This is a genomic window from Caballeronia sp. LZ033, from assembly GCF_031451265.1.
Lineage (GTDB): Bacteria > Pseudomonadota > Gammaproteobacteria > Burkholderiales > Burkholderiaceae > Caballeronia.
Genome location: NZ_JARUXQ010000004.1, coordinates 996,380 through 1,012,530, shown reverse-complemented (window position 1 = coordinate 1,012,530; position 16,151 = coordinate 996,380). Strand labels below are relative to the sequence as shown.

The 16,151-nt window shown below is 65.6% G+C and carries 16 protein-coding genes; 5 read left to right on the top strand and 11 right to left on the bottom strand.

Translation table 11 applies throughout. The features are described 5' to 3' along the window. Nucleotides 1–56: 56 nt before the first annotated feature. The 4 genes from QCE62_RS31870 to QCE62_RS31855 are packed head-to-tail and all read left to right on the top strand — an operon-like array spanning nt 57 to nt 4,663. Nucleotides 57–1,937 (top strand): ABC transporter permease, encoded by a 1,881-nt coding sequence (locus QCE62_RS31870; RefSeq protein WP_309926775.1) that lies wholly within the window; start codon nt 57–59, stop codon nt 1,935–1,937. Then, nucleotides 1,934–2,704 (top strand): ABC transporter ATP-binding protein, encoded by a 771-nt coding sequence (locus QCE62_RS31865; protein WP_309926772.1) that lies wholly within the window; start codon nt 1,934–1,936, stop codon nt 2,702–2,704. The genes QCE62_RS31870 and QCE62_RS31865 overlap by 4 nt, the downstream gene beginning before the upstream one ends. Next, on the top strand, nt 2,695–3,408 hold the full coding sequence (locus QCE62_RS31860; RefSeq protein WP_309927539.1) for an ABC transporter ATP-binding protein: 714 nt from the start codon (nt 2,695–2,697) through the stop codon (nt 3,406–3,408). Before QCE62_RS31865 ends, QCE62_RS31860 begins: the two co-directional genes overlap by 10 nt. Nucleotides 3,409–3,451: 43 nt before the next feature. Continuing rightward, complete coding sequence (locus QCE62_RS31855) at nt 3,452–4,663, top strand: ABC transporter substrate-binding protein (RefSeq protein WP_309820707.1); 1,212 nt, start codon at nt 3,452–3,454, stop codon at nt 4,661–4,663. A gap of 4 nt (nt 4,664–4,667) precedes the next feature. Here the strand turns inward: QCE62_RS31855 and QCE62_RS31850 are convergent, their stop codons facing one another. Beyond that, on the bottom strand, nt 4,668–5,240 hold the full coding sequence (locus QCE62_RS31850; protein WP_309926770.1) for a DNA-3-methyladenine glycosylase: 573 nt from the start codon (nt 5,238–5,240) through the stop codon (nt 4,668–4,670). A 59-nt stretch (nt 5,241–5,299) separates the two neighbouring features. Here QCE62_RS31850 and QCE62_RS31845 point away from each other — a divergent pair, with 59 nt between their 5' ends. After that, the gene (locus QCE62_RS31845; RefSeq protein WP_309926768.1) at nt 5,300–5,743 is read left to right on the top strand and encodes a low affinity iron permease family protein; all 444 of its coding nucleotides are present in this window, start codon (nt 5,300–5,302) and stop codon (nt 5,741–5,743) included. A 4-nt stretch (nt 5,744–5,747) separates the two neighbouring features. Here the strand turns inward: QCE62_RS31845 and QCE62_RS31840 are convergent, their stop codons facing one another. Genes QCE62_RS31840 through QCE62_RS31795 form a run of 10 tightly spaced genes read right to left on the bottom strand, consistent with a single transcriptional unit; the run spans nt 5,748 to nt 16,145 of the window. Next, entirely contained in the window at nt 5,748–7,589 is a 1,842-nt protein-coding gene (locus tag QCE62_RS31840) for a VWA domain-containing protein (RefSeq protein ID WP_309926766.1), read from the bottom strand. A 25-nt stretch (nt 7,590–7,614) separates the two neighbouring features. Further along, complete coding sequence (locus tag QCE62_RS31835) at nt 7,615–8,274, bottom strand: TadE/TadG family type IV pilus assembly protein (RefSeq protein ID WP_309926762.1); 660 nt, start codon at nt 8,272–8,274, stop codon at nt 7,615–7,617. Then, entirely contained in the window at nt 8,271–8,780 is a 510-nt protein-coding gene (locus QCE62_RS31830) for a pilus assembly protein (protein WP_309926760.1), read from the bottom strand. Before QCE62_RS31830 ends, QCE62_RS31835 begins: the two co-directional genes overlap by 4 nt. Then, a complete protein-coding gene (locus QCE62_RS31825) occupies nt 8,777–9,676 on the bottom strand; it encodes a tetratricopeptide repeat protein (RefSeq protein WP_309926758.1) in 900 nt (299 codons plus the stop codon). The genes QCE62_RS31830 and QCE62_RS31825 overlap by 4 nt, the downstream gene beginning before the upstream one ends. Then, entirely contained in the window at nt 9,673–10,632 is a 960-nt protein-coding gene (locus QCE62_RS31820; RefSeq protein ID WP_309926754.1) for a type II secretion system F family protein, read from the bottom strand. The genes QCE62_RS31825 and QCE62_RS31820 overlap by 4 nt, the downstream gene beginning before the upstream one ends. Further along, entirely contained in the window at nt 10,629–11,603 is a 975-nt protein-coding gene (locus QCE62_RS31815; RefSeq protein WP_309926750.1) for a type II secretion system F family protein, read from the bottom strand. The genes QCE62_RS31820 and QCE62_RS31815 overlap by 4 nt, the downstream gene beginning before the upstream one ends. Continuing rightward, nucleotides 11,600–12,991 (bottom strand): CpaF family protein, encoded by a 1,392-nt coding sequence (locus tag QCE62_RS31810; protein ID WP_309926748.1) that lies wholly within the window; start codon nt 12,989–12,991, stop codon nt 11,600–11,602. The genes QCE62_RS31815 and QCE62_RS31810 overlap by 4 nt, the downstream gene beginning before the upstream one ends. Then, a complete protein-coding gene (locus QCE62_RS31805; protein WP_309926747.1) occupies nt 12,991–14,208 on the bottom strand; it encodes an AAA family ATPase in 1,218 nt (405 codons plus the stop codon). The genes QCE62_RS31810 and QCE62_RS31805 overlap by 1 nt, the downstream gene beginning before the upstream one ends. Before the next feature lie 37 nt (nt 14,209–14,245). Continuing rightward, nucleotides 14,246–14,620: a CpaD family pilus assembly lipoprotein gene (locus QCE62_RS31800; protein ID WP_309926745.1), complete on the bottom strand. Its 375-nt coding sequence runs from the start codon at nt 14,618–14,620 to the stop codon at nt 14,246–14,248. 7 nt (nt 14,621–14,627) lie between these two features. Beyond that, nucleotides 14,628–16,145: a type II and III secretion system protein family protein gene (locus QCE62_RS31795; protein WP_404987710.1), complete on the bottom strand. Its 1,518-nt coding sequence runs from the start codon at nt 16,143–16,145 to the stop codon at nt 14,628–14,630. Nucleotides 16,146–16,151 lie beyond the last annotated feature (6 nt).

Here is a 16,151-nt window from a genome sequence, read left to right as displayed (position 1 = left end):
GATAATGTCGGCTCTTTTGTCCGTCATCGGCCCTTCGCCCTTCGTCATCGAGCCTGATGCTCTCGAACCTGCTCGTCCAACTCGTCAATGGCCTGGCCGACGCCTGCGCGCTGTTCCTCGTCGCCTCGGGACTCTCGCTGATCTTCGGCGTCACGCGCATCGTCAACTTCGCGCATGGCTCGCTGTACATGCTCGGCGTGTATCTCGCGTACAGCCTCACGAGCCGCTTCGGCGCGAGCGTCGCGGGATTCTGGGCCTCGCTCGCCGGTGCGGCGCTGGCGGTCGGCTTGCTGGGCGCGGCGATCGAGGTGACGGTGCTGAGGCGCATCTACCGCGCGCCCGAACTGTTTCATCTGCTCGCCACGTTCGCGCTGGTGCTCATCATCCGCGATGCCGCACTGTGGCTCTGGGGCCCGGAAGACCTGTTCGGCCCGCGTGCGCCGCATCTCGAAGGCGCGGTGCAATGGCTGGGCCACGCGTTGCCCACTTATGACCTCGCGTTGATCGTGATCGGCCCACTGGTGCTGCTCGCGCTCTGGTATGCGCTCACGCGCACGCGCTGGGGCACGCTCGTGCGCGCGGCGAGCGCGGACCGGGAAATGCTCGGCGCGCTCGGCGTCAACCAGGCCTGGCTCTTCACCGGCGTGTTCTGTGTCGGCGCGATGCTCGTCGGCCTCGGCGGCGCGTTGCAGGCGCCGCGCATGTCGGCGAACCTGTCGCTGGACCTCGACACCATCGGCAATGCGTTCGTGGTCGTCGTGGTCGGCGGGATGGGCTCGATTCCGGGCGCGTTCGTCGCGGCGCTGCTGATCGCCGAGATCAAGGCGCTGTGCATCGGCATCGGCCATGTGTCGATTGCGGGCATCGACTTCTCGCTGTCGAAGTTCACGCTGGTGGCGGAGTTCGTCGTGATGGCGGTGGTGCTGGTGCTGCGTCCGTGGGGGCTGTTCGGACGTCCTTCAAGCGTCGCGCGGTCGGCCGCGCCCGCCGAGCGGCCGCTCGTGCCCGCCACGCAAGCGATGAAGCTGGCCGCCGCGGCCGTGGTGCTCGCGCTGGCCGCCGCGCCGCTCGCCGCCGGTGCGTTCCCCTACATGCCGGTGCTCTTCGTCGAGATCATGATCGCCGTGCTGTTCGCCGCGAGCCTGCACTTCATCATGGGCCCGGGCGGCATGCATTCGTTCGGACACGCGGCGTACTTCGGTCTCGGCGCGTATGGCGCGGCGCTCGTCCTCAAGCTGTTCGCGCTGCCGATGGAACTCGCGCTCGTGCTCGGCCCGCTGCTCGCGGTCATCGGCGCGCTGGTCTTCGGCTGGTTTTGCGTGCGGCTGTCAGGCGTCTATCTCGCGATGCTCACGCTCGCGTTCGCGCAGATCGTCTGGTCCGTGGTGTTCCAGTGGGATGCGGTGACGGGCGGCAGCAACGGCATCCTCGGCATCTGGCCGGCGCCATGGCTGTCGTCGCCGGTGGCGTTCTATTACCTGACGCTCGGCTTCGCGGTGCTCGGCGTGTGGCTGTTGCGCCGCATGCTGTTCGCGCCGCTCGGCTTCGCGATGCGCGCGGGCCGCGATTCGCCGTTGCGCGCCGAGGCGATCGGCGTGAACGTGGCGCGCGTGCAATGGGCGGCGTTCGTCGCTGCCGCGCTCGTGTGCGGCTTCGCGGGTTCGCTGTATGCGTTCTCGAAGGGCAACATCTCGCCCGAGGTCATCAGCGTCGGGCGCTCGGTGGACGGCCTCGTGATGGTCCTGCTGGGCGGCATCCAGACACTCGCCGGGCCGCTCGTCGGCGCGAGCGTGTTTACGTGGCTGCAGGACACCGTCGCGCGCCAGACCGACTATTGGCAGGCGCTGCTCGGCGCAGCCATCCTGGTGCTGGTGATCGCGTTTCCGCAGGGCATCGCGGGCTTCGTGCGCGAGCGCTTCGCGAGGGATGCGTCATGACTCTCCTGAGCATCGCGCATCTCTCGAAGTCCTTCGACGGCGTCAAGGCCGTCGACGACGTCTCCTTCGACCTCGAAGCAGGCCAGCTGCTTGCGCTGATCGGCCCGAACGGCGCGGGCAAGTCCACCTGCTTCAACATGATCAACGGCCAGCTGAAACCGACCTCGGGCGCGATCCGTTTCGATGGCCACGACATCGCCGGACTGCGACCGCGCGAGATCTGGCGGCGCGGCGTGGGCCGCACGTTCCAGATCGCCGCGACCTTCAACTCGATGACCGTGCTCGAGAACGTGCAGATGGCGCTGCTCTCGCACGAGCGTCGGCTGTTCAGTCCGTTCGGCCGGGTGGCGTCGTGGCGCGAGCACGACGCGCTCGATCTGCTCGATCTCGTCGGCATGGCCGGGCATGCGCGGCGCAGTTGCGCGGTGCTGGCGTATGGCGATGTGAAGCGCGTGGAACTGGCGATTGCGCTGGCGCACGGTCCGAAGCTGCTGCTGATGGACGAGCCCACCGCCGGCATGGCCCCGCAGGAACGCAACGCGTTGATGGCGCTGACCGCGCGGCTCGCGAAGGAGCACATGATCGGCGTGCTGTTCACGGAGCACAGCATGGACGTGGTCTTCGCGCATGCCGACCGGCTGATCGTGCTGGCGCGCGGCCATCTGATCGCGCAGGGCGACGCCGCCACCATCCGCAATGATGCCCGCGTGCGCGAGGTGTATCTCGGCACGGGCGCGTCGTTCACGCCGCGTGGGGAATCGGCATGAGTCTGCTGAAGGTTGCCGGTCTGAATGCGTTCTACGGCCGCGCGCAGATTCTTTTCGACGTCGGCTTCGAAGTGGCGCGTGGCGAGGTCGTTGCGCTGATGGGCCGCAACGGCGCGGGCAAGTCCACCACGATGAAGGCCGTGATGGGCCTGTTGCCGCGGGTGTCGGGGGCGGTCTCGTTCATGGGCGAGGACATCGCCGGCATGGCGCCGCACCGGATCGCGCGCAAGGGGCTGGGCTACGTGCCGGAAGATCGCCGCGTGTTCGGCGATCTGACCGTGATGGAGAATCTCGCTACCGGTCGTCAAGCGCCGCGCGAAGGCGCGCCGCGCTGGACGCCGGAGAAGCTGTTCCACGTATTTCCGAATCTCGGCGAAATGCGCGAGCGTCGCGCGAGCCGCATGAGCGGCGGCGAACAGCAGATGCTCACGGTGTCGCGCACGCTGATGGGCAATCCGCGCCTGGTGCTGCTCGATGAACCGTCGGAAGGCGTGGCGCCGGTCATTGTCGAACAGATGGCGGACATGATCCTGACGTTGAAGCGAGAAGGCCTCGCCATTCTGTTGTCCGAGCAGAACCTGCATTTCGCGGAGCTGGTCAGCGACCGCGTCTATGTGCTCGAACGAGGCCAGGTGCGCCATGCCGGCGCGATGAACGCATTCGCGCGCGACAACGCTGCGCGCCGTGAATTCCTGGGCGTATGACCCCATCCGCCCGAACCGGTTATCCAGAAGAGGAGAAGCATCCATGACAATTCGTGCGGGCATCCCGCTGCGCCTGACGCTTGCCGCGACCGCGGTGCTTGCCGCGAGTATCGGCGCCGCGCGCGCCGATACCATCAAGATCGGCGAGATCAACAGCTACAAGGCCCAGCCGGCGTTTCTCATGCCCTACAGGAACGGCTGGAATCTCGCGCTGGACGAGATCAACGCGACGGGCGGCGTCAACGGCAACAAGCTGGAAGTCGTCTCGCGCGACGACAATGGCAACCCCGGCGACACGGTGCGCGTCGCGCAGGAACTCGTCACGCGCGAGCAGGTGAAGCTGTTGTTCGGCGGCTATCTGTCGAACACGGGCCTCGCGCTCGCGGACTACGCGAAGCAGCGGCGCATCTTCTTCCTGGCGGCGGAACCGCTCACGGACAAGATCGTCTGGCAGGACGGCAACAAGTACACGTATCGTCTGCGGCCGTCCACCTACATGCAGGTCGCGATGCTGGTGCCCGAAGCGGCGAAGCTCCACAAGAAGCGCTGGGCGCTGGTGTACCCGAACTACGAGTACGGGCAGTCCGCGGTGGCGACCTTCAAGCGCCTGTTGAAGGCCGCGCAGCCGGATGTCGAGTTCGTCACGGAACAGGCGACGCCGCTCGGCAACGTGGACGCCGGCGCGGTGACGCAGGCGCTCGCCGACGCGAAGCCCGACGCCATCTTCAACGTGCTGTTCAGCGCAGACCTGGGCAAGTTCGTGCGCGAGGGCAATACGCGCGGCCTGTTCAAGGATCGGGCGGTGGTGTCGCTGCTGACGGGCGAGCCCGACTATCTCGATCCGCTGGGCAAGGAAGCGCCGGTCGGCTGGATCGTGACGGGTTATCCGTGGTATTCGATCGATACGCCCGAGAACAAGAAGTTCGTCGCCGCCTATGAAGCGAAGTATCACGACTATCCGCGGCTTGGCTCGGTGGTCGGCTACACGGCGATGATGTCGATTGCCAACGGCCTGAGACGAGCCGGCTCGCCCGATGCCGACAAGCTCGCCGCCGCCTTCAAGGGCCTGCCGGTGAACACGCCGTTCGGGCCCATCACGTACCGCCCGCAGGACAACCAGTCGACCATGGGCGCATACGTGGGCGTGACGGGGCAGAAGGACGGCAAGGGCGTGATGACCTCGTTCCGCTATGTGGATGGCGCGAGCGTCCAGCCCTCGGACGCCGAGGTAAAGAAGCTGCGTCCGGCGGAGTAAGGCGTCAGGACTTCGGAAAGGGCTTGCTGACGAATTTCGAGCCGGCAAGCCCGAAGCGCCAAGGCACGTCGATGGCCTTGGTCAGGCCGATGCGCGGGCCGCTCACGATGGGAAACTCTTCCTCGGGCGGCTCGATATGAAACGGCGGCTCGAACAGCGACATGCCGTTGTTCCGGTGCGTGATGGCGAGCGCTTGCGCGAGGCGTCCCGGTCCCGAGCAGAGCAGCTTCACGGGTTCGAGCCCGCGCCGTTGGCGCATGGCATCGAGGCCGGTCAGCGGTTCGATGGCGCGGATCAGCACGCCCGCGCCGTGGCCTGGTTCGCGGCACACGAAGTTCATGCACCAGTGAATGCCGTACGAGCGATAGACATACACATGCGCGGGCGGCCCGAACATTGCTGCATTGCGCGGTGTCGGGCCGGAGAAGGTATGTGACGCGGGATCTTCGCGGTCGTAGGCTTCCGTCTCGACGATGCGGCCGCCGACGCCGTCCACCGTCACGATCGCGCCGATCAGGCGTTGCGCGACGACCTCGGAGGGCGCGTAAAAATCGATGGGAGTGGGCTGGGTGTTCACGAGCGCTATTCTAAGTCGTGCGTGGACGCCGCGTCCGCCAACGACTCAGGAGACGCCGAATGAAGACTTCATGGTTTCTGCGATTCTCGAATGCGCTCGCGCAGGTGGCGGGCCACGCATCGACCTTTGTGATTGCCGTCGTGCTGGTGATCGTCTGGGCCATCTCGGGCCCGATGTTCCATTTCAGCGATACGTGGCAGCTCGTCATCAATACCTCGACGACCATCGTCACGTTCCTGATGGTGTTCCTGATCCAGAACACGCAGAACCGCGATACCGCCGCGATGCAGATCAAGCTCGACGAGCTGATCCGCGCGATGGACCGCGCGCACAACGCGCTGCTGGATCTGGAGGAACTCGACGAGAAGGAACTCGCCGTGTTCCGCAAGCGTTACGAGAAGCTTGCGCAGGAAGCGCGCGAGGATCTGCGTTCGGCGGGTAGCGATATCGAGATGCCGGCGTTCGAGCGCGCGGATGCACGCTCGAACGGGAAGCAGACGTGACGGCTTACTTCGTGAGACGCAGCACGCCCAGATTGCCGGCGATCTGCTGGAAGATGTTGTCGAGCGTCGTATTGTCGGGCGCGTGATAGTAGTTGCCCGGGCTCGCGCAGTTCTGCATGGTGACCTGCGCACTCGAACTCGACGCCGCCGCGCCGAAGGTGATGGCGTAGATCGTGATCCCTTCCGCCTTGATCGCCGTGCAGATGGCCTGCTGGAACGTATTCACGTCGTCGGGATAGCCGGCGCCGTTGCCGCTCGAATCGTCGACCGGATCGCCGCCGTGCAGCTCGGATGAATCCGTGAGCGCGTTGGACATGGTGGTGCCGTTGGGGCGGATCACCGTCGGCGCCGAGAGGCTGTTGGTGCCCACGCCCGACAGTCCATTGAAATAGAGCGTATTGGGAATGGAGCCCGTTGCGCCGATCTGATTCTGGCCGTCGGTGAGGACGATCATCACGCGCTGCAGGTTCTGCACCGAGCCATCGGTGGGCTTCGGCAGGCTTGGGTCAGTGGAAGTCCAGCCGCTCTTGGCGCCGGCCACGTTCTGCGACCACGACGGCTCCAGCATGCGCCAGCCCCAGAGCAATCCCGTCGGAATGATGGTTGAACCGGACGGCGTCATCTTCTTGACCGCGGCCGTCAGCGTGCTCGAGCTCTGCGTGAGGAAGGTCATCGAGGTGGCGAGGCAGCCCGAGTTCTGCGTGAGCGTCTGTCCGCTGCTGTTGGTCTGATCGAACTGATAGCCGATGCCGGTGCCTTTTCCCGTCGACGGATACGAGCATTGATTGGCCGCCCCCGACGAGCCGAGCGTCACCGGCACGGACGAGCTGGTCGAGGTGGTCGAATCGGTCGTGGTGCAGCTCTTGTAGCGACTGCTCGAGCTGTAGGTGATCATCTTCAGCTTGCTGGTCGGGACGTTGTAGTAGTAGCGCTGGAACTTGCGCGTGTCCGCCGGCGAATAGGCTTCGGGCGAAAGGTTGCCGCCCGTGCGCGGCTCGATCACGCAGCCGTTCCAGGTGCTGGTCGAGATGTTCGACGTGTTGTACGTGGGCAGCGTGCTGCTGAGCCAGGTGCCGGTCGAGGGCAGGGCGCCGGTCGTGTTGACCGTGCTGGCGAACGGCACGAGTCCGATGAAGTTCTTGTTGGTCGCACTGCTCGTTCCGGACGGCAGAAGGTCGCCGATCAGCGAGTTCGCCGCTGCCTGGAGGCCGCTCATCTTGGTGGCGCCGCTGATGCCGTTGGCGGGGTCCTTCATGGAGCCGGTGTTGTCCAGCACCATCACGAGTTCGAGGGTGCTTTGCGGCAGCCGCGTTGCGGTGTTGGTCGCGGATACCGTCGACGTATCCGGCGTGGGCGTGCCGCTGCCGGAACCGCTGCCACTGCCGCTACCTGATGTTTTCGTGAAGACCTTCGGCGCGATCAAAGGCAGTGATCCCGAAGCCGTGAGCGAGATGGTCTGTCCGGTGGCCGGCGCGCCCGTCACGGTCGCCGAGAAGTTCGCGTCGGGCATGGTGAAGCCCATCATGCCGGAAGGGCTGTTCGCGTCGTAGTAGGCGCGCGCGTCTTTTTGCCAGGTAGCAAGGCTGGTGCCGGTCGGCGTATTGCCGTAGCGCTGGAGATCGACGCCGGCCGAGAGCGTGGCCACGTCGAGCGCCATCTGCATGTGGCCCTGCGTCATCACGTAGTTGATCGAGTCCAGCGCCAGGCACATCGATCCGATCATGGCGCTCGCGCACATCGCGAACATGATCGCGACGCTGCCTTCCGCGTGTTTGCGCAGCCGGTTGCATGCACGCAGCGTCGACGAAATCGTCATGAAGCAGTACCCCGTTCTTTTGATTTTCATGGGCGAATCCGTGGTTCCGCGAGCCTCAATAGAACGCTCGCGGCGCACGCGGGCGCACGAACACGCGGCGGTACACCGTCTGCTGACCGGGCATTCCAGGCACCAGTCTGGAGGTCATGAGGAACGGGTTATACGACAAAAACACTTCCACGATGATGGCTGAATCGCCCGTGCGGAAGGGCCATGTCGTGGGCAGCGGCGCCGCGCTCGACACCCGCGACGCCATGCTCGAAGCCTTGCTGTTGGTCCATGAAGGCGGGGAGGCCGTCCACTGAACCTTCGGCGTGGCGGTCGTCATGGAGGTATCCATGTCCTTGCACTTCTTGCTGGAATCGGGATCGCACACGAAGGTCACGTACACCATGCCGTTGGCCTTCAATTGATACGGCGCGGCGAGGAGCGCCGCATCCTGCCACAGCGAGCCATAACTGTTGGCATCGGTGGTGTCGCTGTTGTCGGCGATGACGGAGGTCATCTGGCCGATAGTATTGGCGAGCGTGAAAGCCGTGCGATCGACCGCGCTGACCGCCCGGATATACATGTAGATTTCGGTGAAACCGAGCAGCACGAGCAGCATCATCGGCACGATGATCACGAACTCGATCGACACGCTGCCACGATCCGAGCGCAGCAGGCGGACCAGTTTCGTCGCGATGGATCCGGCTGGTTCGCGGGTCGTTGTCATTTTTCGTTCAGCACGATGTAGTTGCGCTCGAAGGTCAGTTGGCTGATGCCGAACAGTTTCGGAACGCCGGTGATGCCGGGCATCTTGAGCTGGATGTTGTAGACGACCACGTCGCCGTATCCACCCATGTCCGACGTCGGCGCGTAGCTCGCGTTGGCGACGTTGTTATAGCCGTAACTGCCGTAGTTCTGTTCGGTGACGGCGATGGTCGCGCCCACGTTGCGCCATCCGCCGAGGATCGATTCGACCTTCGCCTGCGCCTCCTGCGACCGCGTGCCCGAAGTCGGCGCGGTCGTGGTCAGGCCGACACGCGACGCAACCTGTGCCGCGGCCTGCACCGATGCATCGGCGATCATCTCCAGTGCAATCTCGACGGTGCCGATGAAGAGGATCATCGCAATGATCCCGACGAACGCAAATTCGATCGACGCGATGCCGCGCTCGTCGCGCAGCAGTGCTTTCGCGAAGGCCGGTGAGCCCGGCCGGCGGCGCGCGGAGTGATTCATTTGAGGCGCGTGGTCTGCACCTGGGCCGTCGGAATGGCGGCGGGCGTGGTGGAGCCGGAGGGCGTCGCAGGGGAGACGGACGACGTACGTTGCAACAGCAGCTCGCGCTGCAGGTCGTAGTAGCGCAGGTTGTCCTCGACCGACGCCTTCGGCAGATCGCGCGACAGAATCTCGGCGGCCGCTTCGCGGTTGCCGAGCAGCCCGTAGGCGAGCGCGAGGTCCTGGCGGGCTTGCGGCGGCGCGGCGGGGAAGCGCGTGACGTCGAGCAGTACGTTCGCGCCTTCGCGCGGATCGCCGCCGAGCACCAGCGAGAGGCCGAGGTTCACCGAAATCAGCGGATCGCCGGCGTTCTTCCTGAGCGCCTGCCGCAACACGGCCTGTGCGCCCCGGTGATCGCCGCTCATGTCGAGTGCGGCGCCCAGTCCGGCCGAAGCGAGCGGATCGTCCGGCATCAGCGAGAGCAGGCGGCGGTACGTCGCGATGGCGTCGTCGAAGCGGCGCTGGCGCATCGCGACGCGCGCGATGCCGATGAGCGGCGCAGGCGCGTTCGCATCGTTCTTGCTGGCGCGATCGTAATAGACGCCCGCGCGCGTGAAGTCGCCGACCGCGTACAGCGTATTGCCCAGGCCCGTGAGGCCCGCGACCGAGTGCGGGTCCGCTTGCACCACTTTTTCGTAGAGCGACGTCGCGAGTTCGATGTTGCCGGATTCGAGCGCCGTCTCGGCGATTCGCATCTCGCTCATCGAGCTGGGCGCCGAGTTGCGCATCACCGGGCGGCTATCGACGCTCTGGCGGGACGTGGTCGTGCAGGCGCCGAGCAGGATCGCGAGCGTGGCGCAGCAGGCCGTCACACTCAGGCGGCGCACGGCGGGATGGGAGAACGGTGTGGTCTTCATCGTTTTGTAAAGACGCTGATGAGTTGGATGGCAGCCGGGCCTGCGGCGATCAGCATCACCGCGGGCAGGATGAAGAGCATCATCGGCACGGCCATCTTGGGGGCGAGCTTCGCCGCCTTTTCTTCGAGCGAGACGATGTGCGCGAGCCGCTCGGTGTGCGACAGCGTGCGCAACGCCTGCGTGATCGGAGTGCCGTAGCGCATCGATTGCGTGAGCGTGGAGATGAGCGCGCGAATCGACGGCAGATCGATGCGGTCGGCGAGCGCCTGCAAGGCGCGCGTGCTTTCGCCCGAGAGCTTGAGCTCGTCGGCGGTCAGCGAGAATTCGCCCGACAGGGGCGGGCAGATGGTCTTCAGCTCGTCGGCGACGCGCCGGATCGACACGCCGAGACTATTCCCCGCGTTCGTGCAGATGACCAGCAGGTCGAGTGCATCGGGCAGGCACGAGGCCATGGCCTTGCGGCGCCGCGCGGCGAAGAAGCCGATCACGTATTCCGGCAGGATCATGCCGACCACGAAAACGAGCAGCATCATGACGCCGCGCACGGCCGGATAGCCGCCCACCACGGGAATATGCGAGCCGAGCATCACGGTGAACGCGGCGCAGACAAGCCCGACGACGAACTTGATCGCGAGCAGTACCGAGACCGCCGACTGGCTGCGATAGCCGCTGCGGATCATCTGCGTGCGCAGTTTTGCGCGGTACTTGGCGTCGAACAGCGGCAGACGGTCGCCCAGGCGGGCGAGGCGCTGCGCGAGGCGCGCCATGCGGCCGTCGTCGGTGTCCTCTTCGACCGCCATGCGTTCATTGCGCTGCACGACCGCGGCCTGACGCGTGCGCTCGGCGATGCGCCCGCGAGTACCGCCGTGCTTGGTCGCCCACCAGATCACGATGCTGACGACGAGCGCCAGCAGCATCAGCAGGTTGATCAGTGTTTCGAGGTTGTCCTGACTCATCGCGCCGTATCCAGTTTCGACATCTTTTGAACGATGATCAATCCCATCGTGAGGCAGACTGCCGCGCACATCAGCACCTTCTGGCCCGCCGAGGTATCGAACAGCACCATCAGATAAGCGCGATTGAGCATGAACATGCTGCCCAGAATGAAGAACGGAACCGAAGCGAGAATCTTGGTGGTGATGCGTGCCTCACCCGTCAGCGCCTTCGTTTTCTGGCGAATCTCACGGCGCTTGCGCACGATGCCCGCGAGGTTTTCGAGCGTCTCGCCGAGCTGGCCGCCGGTTTCGCGCTGGAGCAGCAGGCAGACGCAGAAGAACGAGAAATCCGCGATGCCGATGCGTGCAACCGCCGTGTCGAGCACTTCTTCGAGATCGAGACCGACCTTCAACGCGTCGCCCATCAATTTGAATTCGCTTTTGAGCGGCTCGGCGCATTCGCTGGACGCGACGCCCATGACGTGCGTGACCGGCACGCCGGCGCGCACCGCGCGCACGATCAGGTCGATCAGATCAGGGAAGCCCTCGAGGAAGCGCCGCTTGAAGCGCTCGACGAGAAAGCGGTACGACTGCATCGCGCCGAGCAGCGGCAGGCCGGCGAGCAACGCGGGCTTGGCGACGTCGGGCAGCGGCAGCAGATTCGTCATCAGCAGCGCGATGATTTCGGCCACGACCGTCGCGATGATCACGATGCGCAAGCCGTTCGCGCCAGCCACGGTCTTGAGGCGTGAGATCTTCGGTCCGAACCAGCGCGTGAACAGATTTTCGTTACGGCTGACGGTGAAGAGGTCGGCAACGTCATGGCGCGCGTCGCGGATATGCGAGCCGGTCGCGGGGAAGTCGGCCTTGACGCGGGCCTGGATGCGTGCGTCAGGCTGCTGCTTGCGCATGTCCTGCAGCATTAGCAGCATGATGCCGGCCAGCAGGGCGACGGCGAACACGCCGAATGTGATCAGATCGACGTTGCTCATGGGCGCATCGCCTCCAGCAGTGCGTCTTCGAGTCCGTAGTAGGCGGCGCGGGCCGCGAACGCCGGCCGCACCGACCCCGTTTCGAACACGCCTTTGACTTCCTCGCTGTAGGCGCTGGCGTCGTAATGGAACGCGAACAGGTCCTGCGTGATGATCACCTCGCCTTCCATGCCGACGAGTTCCGTGATGCGCGTGACGCGGCGCATGCCGTCGCGCATCCGTTCGATCTGCACGATCATGTGCACCGCGCTTGCAATCTGGCGGCGGATCGACAGCAGCGGCAGGTTGCCGTTCGCCATCATCACCATCGATTCGAGACGCGTGATGCCGTCGCGCGGCGTGTTCGCGTGGATCGTGGTCATCGAGCCGTCGTGGCCCGTGTTCATGGCCTGCAACACGTCGAAGGCTTCGGAGCCGCGGGTTTCGCCGAGGATGATGCGGTCAGGACGCATCCGCAGCGCGTTGCGCACCAGATCGCGCTGCGTCACCGCGCCGAGTCCTTCGGCATTCTCGGGCCGCGTTTCCAGGCTGACCACGTGCGGCTGCACGAGCTGCAGTTCGGCCGCGTCCTCGATCGTCACCGTGCGTTCGCCATGGCCGATGAAGTGCGACAGCGCGTTGAGCAGCGTCGTCTTGCCCGAGCCCGTGCCGCCCGACACGATGATATTGAGGCGGCAGGTGCTCGCGAGCTTGAGCACGGTGGCCATCGCGGCGGACAGGTTGCCCTGCTGCGCCATGCGATGCAGCGTGATGTTGCGCTTGGAAAACTTCCGGATGGAGATCGAGGCGCCGTGGATCGCGAGCGGCGGCAGCACGACGTTCACCCGGCTGCCGTCGGCGAGACGGGCATCGACCATCGGGCTGCTTTCATCGACGCGACGGCCCACGCCCGCCGCAATGCGCTGCGCCACGTTGGTCACGTGGGTGTTGTCGCGGAACTTGCAATTCGTGAGTTCGAGACGGCCGTGCCGTTCCACCCAGACCTGATCGGGGCCGTTCACCAGCACGTCGGTGATGGTGTCGTCGGCGAGCAGCGGTTCGATCGGACCGAGGCCGAACATGTCGTTCAGCAGTTCGCCGACGATCTGCGCCTGTTCCGAGATCGTGATGTTGAGCCGTTCGCGCTCCGCGACTTCGAGCACGAGCTGTTCGACGCCCGGCTTCATCTGCTCGCGCGTCTTGCCGACGGCCGCGGATGCATTCATCGAGGCGAACACGCCGGTGCGGATGAGCCTGAACAGGTCCGAACGCACCAGCACCTCGTTGCCTTCCGGCGCCTGCACGCGCGGAGGCGGTGGCGCCGGGGCGGGAGCCGGCGCGAGCGCGGCAGCGTCGGCTGCCGCTTCCGTGTCGGGCTCCGGGCGGGTAACCTGTTTCTGTCCGAACATCAGCCTCTCCTGAGCCGGAGCTTCTGGAAGAACGAGCGCTCGGCGTTCATCTGCTGACCGGTCAGGTCGCCGCCGATACGCGTGATCATCTGATTGAAGCCGTTCGCGTTCTTCTCTTTCGGCGCTTCGCCGAGATTCTCGGCCGTTGCGAGCGCCTTCGCCTCGAACGGGATCTCGTACAGCACGTTGCGGCCGACCGCCGTCATGAAGTCGTTCAGTTGCACCTTGCCGCTCGACACGGCATTCGGGTTGTTGACCAGCAGCGAGGTCGGCGGATTGTTGTCACGGTCCTCGATGTGACGCAGCAGGCGAATGGTCTCGCGCGTCGAATGCACCGAACGGTCGGCGATCAGATAGACGCGCGCGGCGTGATCCAGCGCTTCCTGCGCGAGCGGATCGGTCATCGGGCCGACGTCGAGAATCACGTAGTGAAAGCTGTCGCACAGCAGTTCGAGCACGCGCGGCAGCGCACCGGTGCCGAACGGCCGCGCGGCGCCGTATTCGAGTTCCGCGGAGAGCATGAAGAGCCGGGTGCCCTTGGCGACCAGTGTGCGCTCCACGTATTGCGGATCAAGGCGGTGCACATTCTGCAACACGTCGACCAGGCCGTTGTTGCTTTGCAGGCCGAGCATCGAGTTGGCGGCGCCGCCGTTCAGGTTCAGGTCCACATAGGCGACGCGGCGGTGCGTGTCTTCGGACAGGTGACGCGCCACGTTGAGCGCCAGCGTCGTGACGCCGACGCCGCCCCGCGAACCCGCAAACGCGATGGTCTTGCCGGCGCGCGCCAGCATCACCGGGCTGACCTTGCCTTCCGAGACGTTCACCGTGCGCTTGAGCAGTTCGACGGTGATCGGCTTGACGAGATAGTCGCGCACGCCAATCTTGAGCAGGCTGCGGAACAGGCCCACGTCATTGCGCTCGCCGAGCGCCACCACCTGCACCGAGGGCTCGCACACTTCGGCGAGACGGCCGAGGTCGGAGAGCGGCATCACGGATTCCTGCAGATCCACCAGCAGGAAGAGCGGCGAGCGGTCGACCTTGGCGAGATACGCAATTGCGTCGTCGACGTTGCCCACGACGATATGCGCGTGCGGCATCGCCTGTTCGAGCACGAAGCTCTTCACGATCTGTTCGGTCTTGCGATCGGACACGAACGCGATGAAGTCCGCATTGCGCGCGCTCGACTTGGTCTTCGAAAAGGAAAGCTCTGTGCTCATGGCTGGCCTGGTCTGACTTGGGCTGAATTGCGTTGCATCACTTGCTGCTGCGCGAGGTCGACGTGTCGAGCGGGATCACGTGACCGGTCTCGTAACGCCTAACCGCGCTCGCCGCCACGGCCGCGTCCGCCGGGCCGAGCGTCTGCGGATGCACGGCGTCTTCGGGACGTGCGAGTTGCGCGGCCAGGTTGGTGTACGTGGCGCAGCCCCATTGCATGCTCGGCCGGCGGATGCCAGCGTCCGTCAGCAGCGACGGGCGCGAGAGGCTGGCGCAGTCGGGCGGCACGGCGTTCGTGCCGTCGTAGCCGATCACCGTTTCGTTCGGCATGTTGCGCGGCGGCTTGAAGCAGCCGCTGGCGGCGACGGCGAACACGCCGGCGATGAGAAGGGAAAGCAGTCGTGTGTGTTTCATGACGGGCTCAATAGACGTAGCCGGCCGCGCCGACAAGACGCGGCTGTCCGGCCTGAGCCGCCGCGTCGCCGTTCTGGCGCCGGAAGCTGTATTCGACATCGCTCGACGGCGAGATCAGCGAATCGAGCGGGGTACGCAGTTTCGACGGATCGGTCGGCTCGACCAGATACGGCGTGACCATGATCACCAGCTCGGTCTTGTTGTTCTGGTAGTTGGTCGACGAGAACAGCTTGCCGAGCACCGGGATCGAGCCCAGGCCGGGCACCTGCGAAACCACGTCGCTGGTATTGCTCTGCAGCAGCCCGCCGATCGCGAAGCTCTGGCCGCTCGCCAGTTCCACGGTGGTGTCCGCGCGGCGCACCGACAGGCCCGGCACGGTGATGCCGCCGGTCGTGACGCTCGCCGTCGTGTCGATCTGGCTGACCTCGGGGCGCACCTTCAGGCTGATGCGGCGGTCCGTCATCACGGTTGGCGTGAAGTCGAGCTTGACGCCGAACTGCTTGAACTCGACCGTGATCGCGCCGTTGACTTGCGACACCGGAATCGGGAATTCGCCGCCCGCGAGGAAGCTCGCGGTCTGGCCCGAGAGCGCGACGAGATTCGGCTCGGCGAGCACGGTGAGCAGACCTTCCTGGTTCAGCGCATCGACGAGCGCGCGGATGTCCACGTTGTTCGTCTTGAAGGCGCCCAGAATAGAGTAAGCGTTGTTGGTCGGCAGGTTGACCGGATAGGTCACGGCGCCGTTGGCGGCGGTGAGCGGCTGGTTCAGGTTGTAGATCGAACGGCCGCTGAAGACGCCGCCGTAGAAGTTGCCGACCGCGTTGCCCATCGCCTGCCAGTTGATGCCGAGCTGCTGCGTGACGTTGCGGTCCACTTCCGTGATGCGCACGCGCAGTTGCACTTGCAGCGGCCGGTCGATCGTCATGCGGTTGACCAGCACTTCCTTCTCGGCGAGATAGGGCGTCACCGTCTGCACGATGGCGTCGGCATCCGCCGGATTCGATGCCTGGCCGCTCAGCGTCAGCGTGCCCGGTCCCGTACCGATCTGCACGTTCGCGTTCGGGAAGCGTGCGGTGAGCATGCCGCGCAGCATGGTCAGGTCGCGCGAGACGATGATCGTGCGCTGCACGAGCGGCCGGTTATTGGCGCCGAGCACGTAGAGCGTGGTCGAGCCGGTTTTCTTGCCGAGCACGAACACCGCGCGCGGCGAGGGTACGTGCACGTCGGCGATGGTCGGATCCGCGACGAACACCGATACGGCGTTCTCGTTGAGCGACAACATCGTGCCCTTGCTCGCGTCCAGCACGAGCGGGCCTTGCGGCGCGGCGGGCGACATCGCGTCCGTCGAAGCGGTGCGGACGGGCGAGGCTGCGCCGGCGTGCGGCGGCAGCTTCGCCGGCGGCGCGGCGTGGGCGACCGTGCACGCGAGCAACGCTGCGCACGCCAACGCCGGCGCGCTGCGCGTCTGATCGATACTTCCCGCGATACCGCTCGCGAGCCGACTCCAACTGAACTGCGTTTTCATGAATGT

Bases quoted from the DNA above. Each gene is read 5' to 3' on its own strand.
- QCE62_RS31870 (WP_309926775.1), top strand. From the start codon at position 57: ATGCTCTCGAACCTGCTCGTCCAACTCGTCAATGGCCTGGCCGACGCC.
- QCE62_RS31865 (WP_309926772.1), top strand. From the start codon at position 1,934: ATGACTCTCCTGAGCATCGCGCATCTCTCGAAGTCCTTCGACGGCGTC.
- QCE62_RS31855 (WP_309820707.1), top strand. From the start codon at position 3,452: ATGACAATTCGTGCGGGCATCCCGCTGCGCCTGACGCTTGCCGCGACC.
- QCE62_RS31845 (WP_309926768.1), top strand. From the start codon at position 5,300: ATGAAGACTTCATGGTTTCTGCGATTCTCGAATGCGCTCGCGCAGGTG.
- QCE62_RS31840 (WP_309926766.1), bottom strand. From the start codon at position 7,589: ATGAAAATCAAAAGAACGGGGTACTGCTTCATGACGATTTCGTCGACG.
- QCE62_RS31835 (WP_309926762.1), bottom strand. From the start codon at position 8,274: ATGACAACGACCCGCGAACCAGCCGGATCCATCGCGACGAAACTGGTC.
- QCE62_RS31830 (WP_309926760.1), bottom strand. From the start codon at position 8,780: ATGAATCACTCCGCGCGCCGCCGGCCGGGCTCACCGGCCTTCGCGAAA.
- QCE62_RS31825 (WP_309926758.1), bottom strand. From the start codon at position 9,676: ATGAAGACCACACCGTTCTCCCATCCCGCCGTGCGCCGCCTGAGTGTG.
- QCE62_RS31820 (WP_309926754.1), bottom strand. From the start codon at position 10,632: ATGAGTCAGGACAACCTCGAAACACTGATCAACCTGCTGATGCTGCTG.
- QCE62_RS31815 (WP_309926750.1), bottom strand. From the start codon at position 11,603: ATGAGCAACGTCGATCTGATCACATTCGGCGTGTTCGCCGTCGCCCTG.
- QCE62_RS31810 (WP_309926748.1), bottom strand. From the start codon at position 12,991: ATGTTCGGACAGAAACAGGTTACCCGCCCGGAGCCCGACACGGAAGCG.
- QCE62_RS31805 (WP_309926747.1), bottom strand. From the start codon at position 14,208: ATGAGCACAGAGCTTTCCTTTTCGAAGACCAAGTCGAGCGCGCGCAAT.
- QCE62_RS31800 (WP_309926745.1), bottom strand. From the start codon at position 14,620: ATGAAACACACACGACTGCTTTCCCTTCTCATCGCCGGCGTGTTCGCC.
- QCE62_RS31795 (WP_404987710.1), bottom strand. From the start codon at position 16,145: ATGAAAACGCAGTTCAGTTGGAGTCGGCTCGCGAGCGGTATCGCGGGA.